Here is a 15,444-nt window from a genome sequence, read left to right as displayed (position 1 = left end):
CTCCCTCCGGGCTCGATTACTTCACTTTGCCTTTTAACTTGTATACATAAGCCAGCACTTCCGCAACCGCCTGGAAAAGATCTGCGGGAACGGTATCCCCAATCTCCGCTTGAGCGAACAGCGCGCGTGCCAAAGGCTTGTTTTCCATAATAAGTACACCGTTGTCTTTCGCAATCTCCCGGATTCGCAGTGCGACGAAATCCTGGCCTTTTGCAACCACTTCGGGCGCCTGCATCTGGGTACCGTCGTATTTGAGCGCCACCGCATAATGCGTAGGGTTCGTAATGATGACATCGGCAGTCGGAACATCCTGCATCATCCGCTGCATGGCCATACGGCGCTGCCGTTCGCGAATTTTGCCTTTGATCATCGGATCGCCTTCCGCTTTTTTGTACTCATCTTTGATATCCTGCTTCGACATCCGGATGCCTTTTTCGAATTCATACTTTTGGTACATAAAATCGAACACACCAAGAATGAGCAGCGCCGCGCTGATTTTGATACCCAACGATACCGTAACAGACGCTCCAAAATCCAAAATGGCTTCAAGGGACATGGCATGCATTTTTGAAATCACACTGATCTGTCCTTGAAGCGTCGTGTACACCAGGTAACCGATGATAAACATTTTGAACAACGATTTAAGCAGTTCAACTACCGATCTCATCGAGAAAATATTTTTGAATCCCTTAATTGGATTAAGCTTGCTGAATTTGGGGACGAGCCCTTCACTCACAAACAAAAGACCATATTGTCCAAAGCTGGCTAAAATCGCAATCAGCATGGCAGCAATAAAGATTGGGGCCAACAGCTTCATAATCTCGAGCATATACTGCAGCATCATATTCATCACATTGTCGATCGTGATTTCCATATTGATGCGATCCGTAAAGACTTCCGTAAACAGGTGAGTGATAACGGTCAGAAACTGGCCTCCGAAAACCATCAAAATTGCTACCGAAATTAGCAGGACGGCTGCAGCCGGAAGTTCTTGACTCTTGGCAACCTGCCCCTTTTTTCGGCTTTCTTCTCTTTTTTTCGGCGTGCCCTTTTCTGTCTTCTCTCCCGAAAACATCTGCAGGTCGAGTTTATGCCTGAGCTCCAATGTTCCAGCTCCTTTCACTGTCCGCCTTGCTGCGTGCATGCTCATTCCGGCCTGCCCCCAACTGTTCCCAAAAACCCCTGCATACTTTCGGACATCAATGAGAATAAGTGATCGAAAATGTATGTGAGACTTGGCATCAGCAGTAACATCAAGACAAGACCCACAATGATCTTGATCGGAATTCCGATCACGAATATGTTGAACTGCGGAGCGGTTTTTGCCAAGAATCCGAGTCCCACATCCGTTAAAAATAAGGCTACGACGATCGGAGCCGCCATCTGGAAAGCAACGACCATCACCATCGAAAAGGCTTTGAGCAAAAATTCCATAAGGCTGCCGTCATAAATCCTCATAAACAGCTCATTGTCGATAGGTACCCAATTATAACTGTACACAATGGCATCCAACAGCCTGTGATGTCCGTTCATGGACAAAAAGAGCAGCATAGCGATCATGTACTTGAAATTGCCGGTCAGCGGCGTTACAGCGCCTGTTGTCGGGTCGAAAACGCTTGCCATACCGAAACCGATTTGAATATCGAGAACCGCACCGGCGATTTGAATCGCTATGATCATCATGTAAGCAACATAACCGAGCAGAAGTCCGATCAGCATCTCACGTATGATCAGCAGCACATATTCTCCGTCAAAAGCAGCCGTCTGGGTCGTTCCGTAACTTAGATAGACGAGAATCGCAACCATTGTCGCAAGACCGACTTTAAAGCGGGTTGGTACATTTCGCGAAGAAATCAGAGGTGCTATAACAAAAAAAGTAGTCACCCGACAAAAAATGAGTAGGAACACCGGAAAAGCCTGCATCAGATTTATCATCATAAACCGGCCTTATCCGACATATAGATACAAGTTATTTAAAATCGTGTAGGTAAAGTCGACAAGCGTATTCAGAATCCAAGGACCAAAAATCAGAACCGACAGCATAACGGCCACAATCTTGGGTACGAACGCCAGCGTCTGTTCCTGAATCTGTGTCGTTGCTTGAAACACACTGACAATCAAACCTACTACAAGTGCCAAAATCAGCATCGGAGCACTGGCCTTTAATACGACGTAAACCGCCTGACCGGCGAGACCGATAATGAAGTTTGAATCCATATCGTTTCCCTCCCGAATTTATCCGATCCTGGGTAGTTAACCCGTGTCGAAGCTGAGAAGCAGCGACTTGACGACCAGATACCAACCATCCACGAGCACGAACAGCAAAATCTTGAACGGCAGCGAGATGACGGTCGGAGGAAGCATCATCATGCCCATCGCCATAAGCGTACTGGATACGACGATATCGATCACCAAAAAAGGAATATAAATCATAAAGCCCATTTGAAAAGCGGTCTTCATTTCACTGATGGCGTAAGCGGGTACCATGACAGTGAGCGGAATATCCTGAAAACTTTCAGGTTTCTCGGCACCGGTGTACTCCATAAACAGCAGCAGATCTTTTTCACGGGTGTGCTTGAACATGAACTCCTTCATAGGAACAGCGGCCTCATTCAAAGCTTCCATCTGAGTAAGATCGCCCTTAATATAAGGCTGCAGCGCTGTGTCGTTGATCGCAGACATTGTAGGAGACATAATAAAAAGCGTTAAAAAAAGTGCCAGTCCCACGAGCACCTGATTCGGCGGCATCTGCTGCGTACCGAGCGACGTTCTGACGAAACTGAGCACAATGACGATCCGGGTGAAACTTGTCATCAGAACCAGCAGAGCCGGTGCAATACTGATAACCGTAATCAAAAGCAGCACGGAAAGCGTGCTTGTTGCCGGTGCTCCTTCCGAATCGCCGCCTATCTGAAGATCGATATTCGGGATCGGATTTTCCGTGCCGGCGGCATGTACGGTCGGCAGAGCTTGAATAAATACGAATGCGAGTAACAATAGGAAGGTTAACGTTAACTTTTTTTTCATGGTTCCCTCGATCGGTCGGCAGATTCTTCTGGATCCAATAGCTCGTCGACTTTGCGCCGGCGGTCGGATGATTCGCGCAGACGCGTTTCAAATAACTGTTGGAACGAAGCCGCTTCAAGCTCTTCCGCTTCGGGAGGAGGATTTGATCCGCTTCGGAATCTGGATGTGAGTTTGTCTGCCCACGCGGGCAGTGCGATGTTCGGGCCGGTATTTTCCTGTTCCAGTGCCTCGATCAACTGCTTCACTTCCTCAGGACCTGAAATTTTGTCGATCAGCGAAATGTTCTCGCCAACGCCGATCAAATAAATGCTGCCGCCGATCTCTATGATCTGCAGTGATTTATTCTGGCCGAGACCTACTCCGCCGAGTGTACGGACAGAGCGGCCGCTAAACCAGCCCCGGTTTTTTTTGCCCAGGTAGCGGATCAAAAAAACAATAAGGGCAACGATCGCAATCAGGACGAAGATTACCCATACCAGATAAGAATAGGCGCCGGTATCTGCCGTGAAATTCGGCTGCTCTTCGTTCAATAAAAGCATAGGCGCATTACGCGCCAAGCGTTTTATTGATAGCTTCGACAACGCGGTCGGATTGGAACGGTTTGACGATAAAGTCTTTTGCGCCCGCTTGAATGGCATCGATAACCATGGCTTGTTGGCCCATAGCCGAGCACATGATTACTTTTGCGCTTGCATCGATTTTCTTGATTTCTTTCAGAGCGGCGATTCCGTCCATTTCCGGCATTGTGATATCCATGGTGATCAGATCCGGTTTAAGCTCCTTGAATTTCTCGATTGCCTGCGATCCGTCTTGAGCTTCACCTACGACTTCAAATCCGTTTTTTGTCAGGATATCTCTGATCATCATGCGCATAAAAGCGGCGTCGTCCACGATAAGAATACGGTTTGCCATTGATTAAAAATCCTCCCTGTCGTTTACGTTATTGTATGTTTTGAATGCGGTCCCACTGGCTTACGATATCCGTCACGCGTACACCGAAGTTTTCGTCGATAACGACGACTTCGCCTTTGGCGATCAGCTTATTGTTAACCAGGATGTCAACCGGTTCGCCGGCAAGTTTATCCAGCTCGACGATAGAACCCTGGGACAATTCAAGAATATCTTTAATCTGCTTTTGGGTCCTTCCTAATTCTACGGTTACTTTGAGGGGAATGTCCATCAATAATCCTAAATTATTTTCATCTGATGGGCCATATCCGCCGTTTTGCAAATTCCCGAACTGAACAGGCTGAACATTGACATTGCGCCCCGGGGTTCCATAATGATTAGGCTGGGGCGGCTGCTGCATCTGAGGCTGCATCGGCATCTGCCCATAACCCGGATAAGGCGTACCGTAATCCGGCTGCATCCCAGGTGCTCCGTAGCCCGGATAAGGCATCTGGGGCTGTCCTGGCATACCGTAAGGCGGCATTCCCTGCTGCTGTCCCGGGACACCATAAGGATCCGGATACGGGGCATTTTGAGCGGGAGGCTGCTGCATCTGCGGAGCTGGCTGCTGCACTTGGGGTTCCGGAACTGGTGCTGCCGCCTGAGGCTGCGCAGGAGCCGCCGGCTCTTCTTCGGTCATCCCTCCACCCAGAAGCATATTGACCATGTTTTTGGCAAATTCGACCGTAATCAACTGCATGATGGTCGAATCGATCAGATTCCCGATCAGGAGACGGAACGAAACTTTAATCAATGTTTCTTCCATCGGAAGATTACTGACTCCGTCTCCGTTGCTGACGTCGAGAATATCGATCGCCGGCGGAGATATGTTGACAAAACGGTTGAAAAGGGTGGACATGGACGTAGCGGAAGAACCCATCATCTGATTCATGGCTTCCTGCACGGCACTAATATGGATTTCGTTCAGTTCTTCATCCTGGGGATCCCCTTCCCCGCCAAGCATCAGATCGGCGATAATCTGGGCGTCTCTAGTCTTGATGACAAGCGAGTTGATTCCCTGGAAACCGTCTACGTAGTTGACATGCACGGCTACGTGGGGCTTTGGAAACTCTGATTCAAACTGGCTTCTTGTAATGATGGAAACTTTGGGCGTCGTGATATCAACCTTCTGGCCAAGCAGCGTAGACAAAGCCGTCGCTGCGCTGCCGAACGTAATATTCCCGATCTCTCCCAGCGCATCCTGTTCCAAAGAACTCAAAAAGTCGTCGACCGTCTGTTCCGCTCCCTCCGACGAGCCTCCGTCGTCCGATTCGGACTGCCGCAGCAGCGCATCGATCTCTTCTTGGGACAAATAATCCTTACTCGTCAAATTCTTCAACTCCTTCGTTGACGATCTCATCGATTTGTATGGCAAGCCGATCCTTGATCATGCCCGGACTGCCGATAAACTTCAGGTTTTCCCCGACGCGGATAGCCAAACCGTCCTCCGTAGCCTTGTTCAGCGTAATGACGTCTCCCGGAGCCAAACTGAGGAATTCTTGAATCGTCAGCTGCGATTGTCCGAGTTCCGCAATAATCGGAAGTTCCGCCCGCCTTACCCGTTGACGCAGCGCTTCGAGTTCTTCCGGAACACGCGCTTTTTTCTGCGAAACAAACCAGTGGTGCACCGACAACTTAGACATGATAGGCTCAATGACGACGTGGGGAATACAGAGGTTAATCATCCCTGTCGTATCCCCGATTTTTGTACTGAGCGAAATCAGCGCAATTGTCTCATTGGGCGAGACAATTTGCATAAACTGCGGATTGGTCTCCAGCGCTTCCATTCTTGGCGTAAGATCAAAGACCGTTTTCCAGGCTTCCTGCAAATTCTCCAAGGCCCGGCTGAAGATCCGCTCCATGATGATGGTTTCGATCTCGGTCAATGCTCCCGGTTTAAGAGGCGCCGTACCCGAGCCTCCCAGCATCCGGTCTACCATCGTAAACGCAATGTTCGGGTGTACCTCGAGTACCATGCGTCCTTCCAGCGGCTCCGCTTCGAAAATGTTCAGAACGGTCATTTTCGGAATGGAGCGAATGAATTCGTCATAAGGCAGCTGCTCGACCTGCACAACGCTGATCTGAACAAAGGTGCGAAGCTGTGCGGAAAAATAAGTAGTCAAGTTTCGCGCGAAATTCTCATGAATCCGGGTCAAACTTCGAATATGATCTTTGGAAAAACGTACCGCTCTTTTAAAATCGTAGGAACGGATTTTTCGCTGCGTATCTTCTTTTTTGAGTTCGTCGGCATCCATTTCGCCAGATGAAAGCGCGGCTAATAGGGCGTCGATCTCGTTCTGGGATAATACATCAACCAAACCTTTCACCCCCTTCCCATAAACACGGCCGCCCCTTGCGGCACGGCCTCGAATTCATCCAGCAGATTGCAAAACTCTCTGATCAGATATTTGCCAAAATGAAGTTTGTGATACTGACATTCACGACTTCGCCTTCCGGCATCGCTTTGTTGATCAGGTTTTTGAGTTTCGTATTCAACTGCATTTTTCCTTTTGCGGTACCCAGATTTTCAGGCGACATATCCGCAAGTGTCATCAGGATAATCGGTTTGATCGTAATCTCTTTGATTTCATCGAATTCCGCTTTGACCTTCGCGCTATCCAATTGGAACGAAAAGTCCACTTGTACAATGAAGGAAGGATCGGACAGATTCGTTTTGATTCCGGAAATATCGGAACTCACGGCCACGATTTCTTTCGCCGTCAGCTTCTTTTCCTGCTTGGCTTCTTCTTTCTTTTCAGCCGCTGCCGCCGTCGTGTCTTTGTCGTTGTTCCCCAGCACCAGGAATACAGCCACGACGATCAGCGTAATCGCCAGAAACATCGTAATGATCCATGGTAAAAGTTTTTTCATTATTCTTCTTCCCCCGTATTCTGCACTTTGATCGAAGCGGTGTGCAGGCCGATTGCGGCATAATATTCGGTCATCAGCTTGACGACGTCGGCGGACTTTTCCAGCACGATCATACGCTTGCCGTTAACCAGTGTCACGTAAGTGTCCGGCGTTTCTTCGACCATCTCGATCTGCAGCGCATTAAGCCACAGCGGCGATCCGTTCAAACGAGTAACTGGAATCATGTTTTTCCTCCCGTAAATGAGCGGAAAGGAGGCTGTAATCAGCCCGCCCTTCCGCCGCTAATCAAGCCCGGATTAACGTTTCAGGTTAACGACTTCCTGCAGCATTTCGTCGGATGTGGTGATAATTCTCGAGTTCGCTTGGAAACCGCGCTGAGCTGTGATCATTTCCGTGAATTCGCTTGTCAGATCGACGTTGGACATTTCCAGCTGACCGGCTACGATACCGCCTGCTCCGCCGTTGGCTTCGTCTTCCGGATCAAGAGAAATTGCAGCTTCGGGTCCCAAAGCATTCTGGCCAACCCGGTACAGGTTGCCTCCGGCTTTTTCCAAACCTTCAGGATTACGTACCACAACAACCGCAAGGCGGTTTTCCGCATCTACTTCGCCCTCGGCATTCTTGATAGCGACCGTTCCGTCACTTCCGATTTGGAAACTGGAACCCTGCGGTACGTTGATTGCTTCACCGGCTGTGTTCAAGACGAACAATCCGTCGGAGTTGACCAGGTTACCTGCTCCGTCGACATGGAAATCGCCTGCTCTTGTCAGGAATGTGTTCCCGATTTCTCCGCCGCCTTCAAGAGCAACCGCAAAGAATCCGTCGCCGTCGATCCGCAGATCGGTTGGGTTATTGGTTGTCATTGCACTGCCCGCCAGGTGAAGAGTATCAATCGAACCGATCGATACGCCGAGGCCGATCTGTTTGGCATTCGAACCGCCGGTAGGACCGTCTGTCGGCGCTGTTGCTCCGGCTGCCGTTTGGCTGAGAATGTCTTTAAACATAACGCGGGAGGATTTGAATCCGGCCGTATTGACGTTCGCGATGTTATTACCGATGACGTCCAACTTGGTTTGAAAGCCTTTCATACCCGACACGCCCGAATACATAGATCTCAACATTAAATAATTCCTCCTATGGTTTCACACATTTTGATTTGTTCGACTCTTTTGATCTGATTTCATTTTACTTGACTTTGCCAGGAAAAAACCCGGCTATAAAGTGCTATTTTTTACCGCGTCATGCGTTCGGCGGTAATACGGCTTCCTATCGGGCCAGCCGTTTAAACTAGGAAACAATGACGGCGCTGTCGATTTGGGTGAATACATTGTCTTTCATCGATCCCCCGTCGACTGCCGTAACTACGGTTCGGTTGCGGACGTTTACGATCAGGGCCATATCCTGCATAAGAAGCAGCGATTCTTTGGACCCTTTGGCCGCGGCTTTATCGATCGCGCTGCCGATTTTGCGAAGCTGTTCGGGATTGAATTCGATTCCACGCTGCTCAAGCCTTTTGGACGCATGCCCGCTGAATTTCAGCATTTTGTCTTCGAGCACCGTCTGGAAACTTTCTTTGCCGACGGCCGGAGCTGTCGTTCCCCGCGATGTTTTTGGCGGTATTTTCGCCGGATATAGCTGTCCTACGCGAATCGGGTCATTCATTTTACACCTCCGTTATCGCCGGATATCGAAGTCCCGGCAGCCTCCTCTGTAGAGTTTGGTGAGGGCTGGATTTGATTCGTTTGCGCTGCCGCGGCTTGAGCTTCCGCTGTCGGTTCCGCTGCTTTCGTATCGGTTGCGACCGCCGCTTTATCCTCGGCTGAAGCCTCTGTTTCGGCTTTGACAGGCACTGCACCTTCGGTTTTTTCGCCGGTTGTTCCTGCGGGTTCTACCATGGTGATATCCGAGGTAGGAACCAGATATTTACCGACTGCCGCAAACATCTTGCCGTCTTTTTGCAGAACGGAAGCCACATCGCCGGTCAAATAATTTTTCGATTCTTCATCGTACCAAGTGATTTTCTGACCGATCAGCTGCGAAGCCGATCCCATCGAAGAATTCATCTGTGTCAGCTGCGTGGACATATTCATCAACTGCTCCAGCGAGGAAAACTGCGCCATTTGAGCGGTAAACTGCGAATTATCCATCGGAGCGAGCGGATCCTGGTTTTTGAGCTGTGCAATCAGAATCGTCAGAAATTGCTCTTTGCCCATCGTTGCCGAGTCTTTGGAGGAAGCGGCCGATGCCTTTTGCACATTCTGCGCCGAATAGTTGGGCCAAATGTTTGAAGTCGAGACATTATCATTTACCAAAAAGTTGCCCTCCTGTCTAAGTTAAGCTTCTGCGATGAACGAGCTTCCGGACTGTACGGCCGTCTTCTGTCTCAACCATTCGCCGAGTTCTTCGCCAAGTTCAGCCGTCAATCTTGCATCCTCATTAGCTTCTTCCCGTGTACGCGAACGTCTTCCCTGCTGCTGTCCGCTGTTTGCCTGACCGCCGTTTTGATCCATCTGCGACTGCAGCGAAGAACTTTGTGTAACTTCAAGTCTTTCTACGGTCAACCCTTGTCCTTGCAGCGAGCCTCTAAGTTGAATCATCTGCTGTTCCAGCATATCCTTGGCTGCGGCATGTTCCGTTACAAAGTGCGCAACCAGCTGTCCGGCGTGCATCGTAATCCGAATATCCACTTTACCGAGATGATCCGGTGTCAGCGATATTTTCGCTTCGGTAAATCCTTGCTTTTGCAAAATTTCCAAACGGTCTACCACGAGCTTCTCTACTTCTTGAGCCATCCGATGGACCGGTACGGCTTCAACAGGCTTGGCTGGAGTCAGACCGTTTGTGCGAAGCGCCAACTCTCCGGCCGTGATCGTTCCCTGCAGCTTGAATTCCTGCGGAGCTTCTTCCGAAGTCTGTCCGTCCTGCTGGGTTCCATTTCCGGACGACTGACTTTGGTTTTTCGACGATACGACCGTCGAATCTCCCGCGTGTTTGATCTGTCCTTCAACCGCTGGCTTGACCGTCGATTGTTCGGTTTTCGCAGACTGGGTTTCTTCTTGAATCGCAGTAACTTCCGTTCCCTGCAGTACCGAGGCCGACTTAACCTGACTCTGTTGAATCTTGGTTTCAATCGTTTGAATCGTCTCTTCCAGAGCCGCGAGTGCCTGCCCAGCCTGTACTTTCAGTTGAGGATCCGTTTCATTCGACTGCTGCAGTTCAATAAGCTGGGCCACCGTATCCTGCAAAGCAAATTTTAACGTGGCAGGATTGGAAGCCAGGGCTTCGATTGCTGGAGTCTGCTGAGGAAGACCCGCTTCACTCTGCTGACCGGTTACCGGTTGCGGCATCACGCCATTCGTCTGTACGACTTGAACCGTTTGATTCGCCTCGCCCTGCTCACCGGACTCTTCTTTCGCCAACAGCAGCGTTTGAGCCTGTTGAATCCAACCTTGAAGGGTGGACATCAATTCCGGATTTTCCGTAATCTGTTCATCGAGTGTGTCCAACTGCTTCATCAATTCTTCAAGTTTTACGTCAAGTTCTTCCGCGGCCGGCGCGTTGGAGCCGCGGCCGTCTTCCGTAGTTCCCGCTGCTGCCGCAATCAACTGCTGCAGGGCGGACAACAAGGGGTTGGTTGGCGTCTCGGCCGTTTCTCCCGAGGCGGTTCCCGCTGCTGTGGCTCCCATTAACTGCTGGAGCGACTGACCGAACACGGCTGCCGCACCACTTCCCGCAGCAGCGGCTGTAGCTTTTCCTCCTGCCGCAGGTGCCGAAGCGGCGACTGTCATACCTGGAATCGTCATTCCCATTTTTATTGTTTCACCTCCTCTCAAGTGGCTTTAACCGCCGATTAATTTGTTAGCCAACGAAGCGGCTGTTTCGCTGTCCGTACCTGCCATTTGCGACAGGATATTGGAACGCGTCGTATCGTCTACCGATTTCAAAATGGTCAGCACCTTTGTTTGGTTGGTTTTGGCCATTTGGGCCAGTAAGGTTGAAGCACTGGAAGCTTCCATGGAAGAGAAAGTTTGAGCCAACTGATCCTGGTTGAGCGAAGCTCCGCTTGGAGATGCCGCCTGTGCAGGTTGTGCCGCCTTGTCCGCAGCCGCACGCGCCGTGTTGGCCGCCGCTTCCAGCTTGGAAGGAGACGACGCATTTTTAAGCATAATCGATACTTTGGCCGCTTTGTCGGCTGCCATCTTCTGCATGATCGAGGAGCGCTGCTCCGTGTTCATAGCATTCAGAATCATGGCAATTTCCGCATCTGTCAGCGTTTCAAGAATAGGAGCCGCTTTGCTGGCGCTCATGGAACCGTAAGTTTGAGCCAACTGCTTGACCTGATCGCTTGGCTTCTCGGGTTCTTTTTCAGCGGCCGCGTCTTTTGGCTTGGCCTGCGCCGTCTCCAGCTTTTTCGTCAAATCGTCCACTTTCTTTTGCGTGTCGACTTGAGCCTGCTGGACCGTTTTCAATTCGGTATTTTTCTTGGTCAGCTGCGTTTTTAGTTCATTGATTGTCGCTTCCGCGCTTTCGACCTGTTTCTCTTCCTTCTTCTGCGCCTGCTGTTCCGGCGTATAGGTTGGTTTGGGAAACATCGATCCTACGACCGGCACCTTGTTCGCCGTCTCCAATACGGTATTGCGTGTAGTGGGATTGGATAAGGCCAACAGCGCCCCAACCAATACAACCGTGAACAAGATCGGTACGGCGAACAAGAGAATTCGTCCGGCTTTACTGCCCGAAGGCTGCTCCAGATCCAATTCGACTTCCGTTCCGGCTTTTGCCATGTATTTGACCTCCTTTTGCACCTGCGCTGCCCGTTTTGCTGTTAGCGGGCCCGTGAGGCGAAACGAACGGTCGCCATCTCGTCAAGTTCATTTTGCTCGCGCAGTCCTTCGTCTTTTTGGAACGATTCCAGCGCTTTTCCGCGCGCCTGCAGCCATACTTTTTCGTCCAGCATTTTGGTGGTCAGGTGCTCTTTCTTTTCTTCGACTTTTACCTGTGCCATTTGAATGTCTTGACGTTTTTGTAAAATGCACTGATCGATATAGTTGATATAATCCTGCATCTGCTGGAGTTGGAAAGCTGAAACCGCGTTTGTGGCTTTGTCCTGAAGGGAATCGACCATATGATCTTTATCGGAAAACAGTTGTCCTAATGTGTGCGTCTCAGCTTGCAGTTGTCCGATTGCCGAAGAAAGATGCATTTCGGCATGATTTTTTTCGCTTGTTTTCAGATCCACGACTTTTTGGAAAGAATAGTTGAATTTCAACATTTCTTAAGGTCAGCTCCTTGAGAATTCTTGGATTAAACGCTCTATCGTTTCGTGCAGCGTCGTTTTTTCGTCTACCTTTTGTTTCGTGAAGTCCCAGATGCGTTGGATATTTTCTATCGCTTCGTCGATCTCGGCGCTTGAACCTCTTTGGTAAGCTCCGATGTTGATCAAGTCTTCCGATTCTTTGTATACCGAGAGCAGCCGTTTGAGATTGTTCGCCGCATCCGTTTGAATTTCCGGCGAGATATCTTTCATGACCCGACTGATGCTGGCCAGTACGTCGATTGCCGGAAAATGTCCCCGATTCGCAATGCCGCGGTTCAGTACGATGTGGCCGTCCAGAATCCCGCGTACCGCATCGGCGATCGGTTCGTTCATGTCGTCGCCGTCGACGAGCACCGTGTAGAAAGCGGTGATCGATCCGGTAGGCCCCGTTCCCGCACGTTCCAGCAGCTTCGGCAGGCTTGCGAACACCGAAGGCGTATATCCTCGCATCGCCGGCGGCTCGCCTACGGCCAATCCGACTTCGCGCTGGGCCATCGCGTAACGCGTTACCGAGTCCATCATCATCATGACGTTCATTCCCCGGTCCCGGTAATATTCGGCGATGCTCGTTGCGATTAGGGCAGCCTTGATTCGAACCAGAGCCGGCTGATCGGAGGTAGCGACGATCACGACCGAACGTGCCAGCCCTTCCTCTCCCAAATCCCGTTCAATGAAGTCCAGTACTTCCCGGCCCCGTTCTCCGACCAAAGCGATCACGTTGATGTCGGCCGAAGTATTACGTGCAATCATTCCCATCAGCGTACTTTTTCCGACACCCGATCCGGCGAAGATGCCGACCCGCTGTCCTTTGCCGATTGTCAGCAGTCCGTCGATCGCCCGCACACCGACGTTGATCGGCTCGTGCACTCTCGGACGCTGCAGCGGATTGCTTGGAATGTTGAACGTTGAAGCATGGGCCATTCGTGCCGGAAGCAGCGAACCGTCAAGCGGTCTTCCCAGACCGTCGAGCACTTTGCCCAGCAGCTCCGACCCTACTTGAACGGTCAGTGGTTTACCTGTGCCGACCACGTCGCATCCCGGGCCGATCGACTGCAGCTCGCCCAGCGGCATCAGCAGCACTTTGTTGTCCCGGAATCCGACGACTTCGGCCTGGAGCGGCGCAGCGGTTTTGGTGGGATAGATGTAGCACACCTCGCCGATACTTGCATCCGGCCCTTCCGATTCCACCATCAGCCCGATAACCTGTGTTACCTTGCCGTTCACTCGAACCGGATCGAGCTGTTTAAGCTGTTCCAAGTATTTGTCGACTAGAAATTCTTTCATCCCATCACCTCCGCACCGTCATTCGCTTTATACCCTTATTCTACATGCTTATAAAAAAACCACTAAGGCTAAAAAGTGCTATTTTGTCATTAAAAAAAACCCGGGCTCCTACTGAAGTTCCTATAGGAATCTTCATCGACTAGGAGTACCCTTCCGATTCTAGCTCCCCGACGTTTCTTCGTGCAGAGCCAATCGAAGCAGTTCGCGTTTGATTTCGGCGAGCTGGGTATCGATTCTTGCATCCACACTGCCAAAATTCGACCGAATGACGCAGCCGCGGTCTTTGACCGTGGAATCAGGCAGGATTTGAAGCTCTGCCTGCGAGTCAATCGACATAGCAAGCTCTTCACGAGCCGAATTGATCAGCGAAAATTGGGCCGGTGCCACACAGAGCGTGATCGTTCCCTGTTCCCTTTTGCGCGCAAGGGTCTGACGGATCAAGGACAGGGTCAATGCCGCGTCTTCCTCCAGCTTGCGGTCGATAATCTTTTCGGCGATGGCCGAGCTGAGTTCGACAAGAAACGGTTCCGCTTCTTGAATGATTTCACCCTTGGTACGAACCGCTTCCTGGATCAACAGCTGCGATTCTTCGGCAGCCTGCTGGATTTGAACATTCAGCTCCGCTTCCGCTTGAAGCCGGCCTTCCTCATAACCTTCGCGAAATCCCTGAGACTTGACTGCTTCGATCAGAAGCTCATCTTGCTCCCGCTTTTCCTGCCACCAGAGTTCGATCTGCTGCTCCGCTTCCGCCAGCATCCGTTCGGCCTGCTCGGCGGCATCGCGAATCTGGAATTCCGCAAACTCTTTCGCGTCCCGGATCATTTCGTCTTTGGTCTGTATCGTGTGTTGATCCACTGCCGGAAGATACGTTTCGTCGGATCCTTCCGTACCCTCCGGCTTGGGCGAAGCGTAATGCCGATGCAGATCCAGTTTGACAAAGTCTTCTTTTGGCACATACTGCGAAGATTTAATGAGGTTAGACAATAATATCATCTCCTCCACCGCGTGCGATGATGATCTCGCCTGCTTCTTCCAGCTTACGTATAATGCTTACGATACGAGTCTGGGCTTCTTCAACGTCACGCAGCCGCACCGGGCCCATGAATTCCATTTCTTCGCGGAACGTGTCGGCCATCCGTTTGGACATGTTCTTGAATACCACTTCGCGAACTTCTTCGCTCGCGACTTTGAGCGCAAGCTGCAGATCGGCATTTTCCACATCGCGAATGATCCGTTGGATCGAACGGTCGTCGATATTGACGATATCTTCGAATACGAACATTCTTTTCTTGATTTCTTCCGCCAGTTCGGGATCCTGAATTTCGAGCGAATCCAAAATGGTACGTTCCGTTCCCCGGTCGACGCCGTTCAGGATCGAGACGATCGATTCGATGCCGCCCGCCGTAGCAAAATCCTGCGTAACGGTCGAAGAAAGTTTCTGTTCGAGAATCCGTTCGACCTGGGCAATGACTTCCGGAGAAGTACTGTCCATCATCGCAATCCGGCGCGCCACCTCGGCTTGTTTCTCCTGAGGCAGCGAAGAAAGAACGATCGACGCCTGCTCGAACTGCAGGTAAGACAGCACAAGAGCGATCGTCTGCGGATTTTCGTTTTGGATAAAGTTCAAAATCTGACTCGGATCGGCTTTGCGTGCAAAGTCGAACGGGCGAACCTGCAGGGTAGCGGTCAGACGGTTGATCACTTCCAAAGCTTTTTGTTCGCCGAGCGCTTTTTGCAAAATTTCTTTTGCATAGTTGATGCCGCCCTGCGAAATGTATTCTTGTGCAAGACAGATCTGATGGAACTCGGCAAGCACCGAGTCCTTCTCCGAGCTGTCCACTTTACGGACGTTCGCAATTTCGAGCGTAAGCTGCTCGATCTCTTCATCGCGCAGATGCTTGAATATTTGAGCCGAGACTTCAGGCCCCAGCGAAATCAACAGAATGGCAGCCTTCTGCCGACCGCTTAACGTTTGCGCGCTTGCTTTGGCCACACTT

The 15,444-nt window shown here is 50.8% G+C and carries 19 protein-coding genes; all 19 read right to left on the bottom strand.

Annotation, left to right across the window (positions count from 1 at the left end; genetic code table 11):
* Window positions 1-16 precede the first annotated feature (16 nt).
* The 19 genes from flhB to fliG all read right to left on the bottom strand — a co-directional run bounded on the left by flhB (window position 17) and on the right by fliG (window position 15,440).
* On the bottom strand, window positions 17-1,150 hold the full coding sequence (flhB, locus tag HRQ60_RS04600; RefSeq protein WP_246281108.1) for a flagellar biosynthesis protein FlhB: 1,134 nt from the start codon (window positions 1,148-1,150) through the stop codon (window positions 17-19).
* Window positions 1,147-1,935 (bottom strand): flagellar biosynthetic protein FliR, encoded by a 789-nt coding sequence (fliR, locus tag HRQ60_RS04595; protein WP_172194528.1) that lies wholly within the window; start codon window positions 1,933-1,935, stop codon window positions 1,147-1,149. The genes flhB and fliR overlap by 4 nt, the downstream gene beginning before the upstream one ends.
* A gap of 12 nt (window positions 1,936-1,947) precedes the next feature.
* Window positions 1,948-2,217 carry a flagellar biosynthesis protein FliQ gene (fliQ, locus tag HRQ60_RS04590; RefSeq protein WP_172194456.1) on the bottom strand — a complete coding sequence of 90 codons (270 nt, stop codon included), beginning with the start codon at window positions 2,215-2,217 and terminating at the stop codon, window positions 1,948-1,950.
* A gap of 36 nt (window positions 2,218-2,253) precedes the next feature.
* Entirely contained in the window at window positions 2,254-3,027 is a 774-nt protein-coding gene (gene fliP, locus HRQ60_RS04585; protein WP_172194455.1) for a flagellar type III secretion system pore protein FliP, read from the bottom strand.
* Window positions 3,024-3,665 carry a flagellar biosynthetic protein FliO gene (locus HRQ60_RS04580; RefSeq protein ID WP_425501622.1) on the bottom strand — a complete coding sequence of 214 codons (642 nt, stop codon included), beginning with the start codon at window positions 3,663-3,665 and terminating at the stop codon, window positions 3,024-3,026. Before HRQ60_RS04580 ends, fliP begins: the two co-directional genes overlap by 4 nt.
* On the bottom strand, window positions 3,574-3,939 hold the full coding sequence (locus HRQ60_RS04575) for a response regulator (protein ID WP_141449400.1): 366 nt from the start codon (window positions 3,937-3,939) through the stop codon (window positions 3,574-3,576). Before HRQ60_RS04575 ends, HRQ60_RS04580 begins: the two co-directional genes overlap by 92 nt.
* 28 nt (window positions 3,940-3,967) lie before the next feature.
* Window positions 3,968-5,305 carry a flagellar motor switch phosphatase FliY gene (gene fliY, locus HRQ60_RS04570; protein WP_172194454.1) on the bottom strand — a complete coding sequence of 446 codons (1,338 nt, stop codon included), beginning with the start codon at window positions 5,303-5,305 and terminating at the stop codon, window positions 3,968-3,970.
* Window positions 5,295-6,293, bottom strand: coding sequence for a flagellar motor switch protein FliM (gene fliM / locus HRQ60_RS04565; protein WP_172194453.1), 999 nt, complete (start codon window positions 6,291-6,293; stop codon window positions 5,295-5,297). Before fliM ends, fliY begins: the two co-directional genes overlap by 11 nt.
* An 82-nt stretch (window positions 6,294-6,375) precedes the next feature.
* Window positions 6,376-6,846 (bottom strand): flagellar basal body-associated FliL family protein, encoded by a 471-nt coding sequence (locus tag HRQ60_RS04560; protein ID WP_172194452.1) that lies wholly within the window; start codon window positions 6,844-6,846, stop codon window positions 6,376-6,378.
* Complete coding sequence (locus HRQ60_RS04555; protein ID WP_172194451.1) at window positions 6,846-7,070, bottom strand: flagellar FlbD family protein; 225 nt, start codon at window positions 7,068-7,070, stop codon at window positions 6,846-6,848. Before HRQ60_RS04555 ends, HRQ60_RS04560 begins: the two co-directional genes overlap by 1 nt.
* Before the next feature lie 72 nt (window positions 7,071-7,142).
* Complete coding sequence (flgG, locus tag HRQ60_RS04550) at window positions 7,143-7,967, bottom strand: flagellar basal body rod protein FlgG (RefSeq protein ID WP_172194450.1); 825 nt, start codon at window positions 7,965-7,967, stop codon at window positions 7,143-7,145.
* Window positions 7,968-8,133: 166 nt separating this feature from the next.
* A complete protein-coding gene (locus HRQ60_RS04545) occupies window positions 8,134-8,508 on the bottom strand; it encodes a TIGR02530 family flagellar biosynthesis protein (protein WP_172194449.1) in 375 nt (124 codons plus the stop codon).
* On the bottom strand, window positions 8,505-9,158 hold the full coding sequence (locus tag HRQ60_RS04540) for a flagellar hook capping FlgD N-terminal domain-containing protein (protein ID WP_172194448.1): 654 nt from the start codon (window positions 9,156-9,158) through the stop codon (window positions 8,505-8,507). The genes HRQ60_RS04545 and HRQ60_RS04540 overlap by 4 nt, the downstream gene beginning before the upstream one ends.
* A 21-nt stretch (window positions 9,159-9,179) precedes the next feature.
* Window positions 9,180-10,655 (bottom strand): flagellar hook-length control protein FliK, encoded by a 1,476-nt coding sequence (locus tag HRQ60_RS04535; RefSeq protein ID WP_172194447.1) that lies wholly within the window; start codon window positions 10,653-10,655, stop codon window positions 9,180-9,182.
* 30 nt (window positions 10,656-10,685) lie between these two features.
* Window positions 10,686-11,630 carry a MotE family protein gene (locus HRQ60_RS04530; protein WP_172194446.1) on the bottom strand — a complete coding sequence of 315 codons (945 nt, stop codon included), beginning with the start codon at window positions 11,628-11,630 and terminating at the stop codon, window positions 10,686-10,688.
* A 41-nt stretch (window positions 11,631-11,671) separates the two neighbouring features.
* Window positions 11,672-12,115, bottom strand: coding sequence for a flagellar export protein FliJ (gene fliJ / locus HRQ60_RS04525; RefSeq protein WP_172194526.1), 444 nt, complete (start codon window positions 12,113-12,115; stop codon window positions 11,672-11,674).
* Window positions 12,116-12,127: 12 nt separating this feature from the next.
* Window positions 12,128-13,447, bottom strand: coding sequence for a flagellar protein export ATPase FliI (gene fliI, locus HRQ60_RS04520; RefSeq protein ID WP_172194445.1), 1,320 nt, complete (start codon window positions 13,445-13,447; stop codon window positions 12,128-12,130).
* 159 nt (window positions 13,448-13,606) lie between these two features.
* On the bottom strand, window positions 13,607-14,431 hold the full coding sequence (locus HRQ60_RS04515) for a FliH/SctL family protein (protein WP_172194444.1): 825 nt from the start codon (window positions 14,429-14,431) through the stop codon (window positions 13,607-13,609).
* On the bottom strand, window positions 14,424-15,440 hold the full coding sequence (gene fliG, locus HRQ60_RS04510) for a flagellar motor switch protein FliG (protein ID WP_172194443.1): 1,017 nt from the start codon (window positions 15,438-15,440) through the stop codon (window positions 14,424-14,426). Before fliG ends, HRQ60_RS04515 begins: the two co-directional genes overlap by 8 nt.
* Window positions 15,441-15,444: the final 4 nt, after the last annotated feature.

This window comes from Saccharibacillus qingshengii, from assembly GCF_013185195.1.
GTDB classification, from domain to species: domain Bacteria; phylum Bacillota; class Bacilli; order Paenibacillales; family Paenibacillaceae; genus Saccharibacillus; species Saccharibacillus qingshengii.
This window is presented reverse-complemented; position numbering and strand designations above follow the sequence as displayed.

What these genes read in the sequence shown, in the direction of transcription:
- flhB (WP_246281108.1), bottom strand. Translation starts at nt 1,150, where the DNA reads ATGAGCATGCACGCAGCAAGGCGGACAGTGAAAGGAGCTGGAACATTG.
- fliR (WP_172194528.1), bottom strand. Translation starts at nt 1,935, where the DNA reads ATGATAAATCTGATGCAGGCTTTTCCGGTGTTCCTACTCATTTTTTGT.
- fliQ (WP_172194456.1), bottom strand. Translation starts at nt 2,217, where the DNA reads ATGGATTCAAACTTCATTATCGGTCTCGCCGGTCAGGCGGTTTACGTC.
- fliP (WP_172194455.1), bottom strand. Translation starts at nt 3,027, where the DNA reads ATGAAAAAAAAGTTAACGTTAACCTTCCTATTGTTACTCGCATTCGTA.
- HRQ60_RS04580 (WP_425501622.1), bottom strand. Translation starts at nt 3,665, where the DNA reads ATGCCATTCAAGCGGGCGCAAAAGACTTTATCGTCAAACCGTTCCAAT.
- HRQ60_RS04575 (WP_141449400.1), bottom strand. Translation starts at nt 3,939, where the DNA reads ATGGCAAACCGTATTCTTATCGTGGACGACGCCGCTTTTATGCGCATG.
- HRQ60_RS04560 (WP_172194452.1), bottom strand. Translation starts at nt 6,846, where the DNA reads ATGAAAAAACTTTTACCATGGATCATTACGATGTTTCTGGCGATTACG.
- HRQ60_RS04555 (WP_172194451.1), bottom strand. Translation starts at nt 7,070, where the DNA reads ATGATTCCAGTTACTCGTTTGAACGGATCGCCGCTGTGGCTTAATGCG.
- flgG (WP_172194450.1), bottom strand. Translation starts at nt 7,967, where the DNA reads ATGTTGAGATCTATGTATTCGGGCGTGTCGGGTATGAAAGGCTTTCAA.
- HRQ60_RS04545 (WP_172194449.1), bottom strand. Translation starts at nt 8,508, where the DNA reads ATGAATGACCCGATTCGCGTAGGACAGCTATATCCGGCGAAAATACCG.
- HRQ60_RS04535 (WP_172194447.1), bottom strand. Translation starts at nt 10,655, where the DNA reads ATGGGAATGACGATTCCAGGTATGACAGTCGCCGCTTCGGCACCTGCG.
- HRQ60_RS04530 (WP_172194446.1), bottom strand. Translation starts at nt 11,630, where the DNA reads ATGGCAAAAGCCGGAACGGAAGTCGAATTGGATCTGGAGCAGCCTTCG.
- fliI (WP_172194445.1), bottom strand. Translation starts at nt 13,447, where the DNA reads ATGAAAGAATTTCTAGTCGACAAATACTTGGAACAGCTTAAACAGCTC.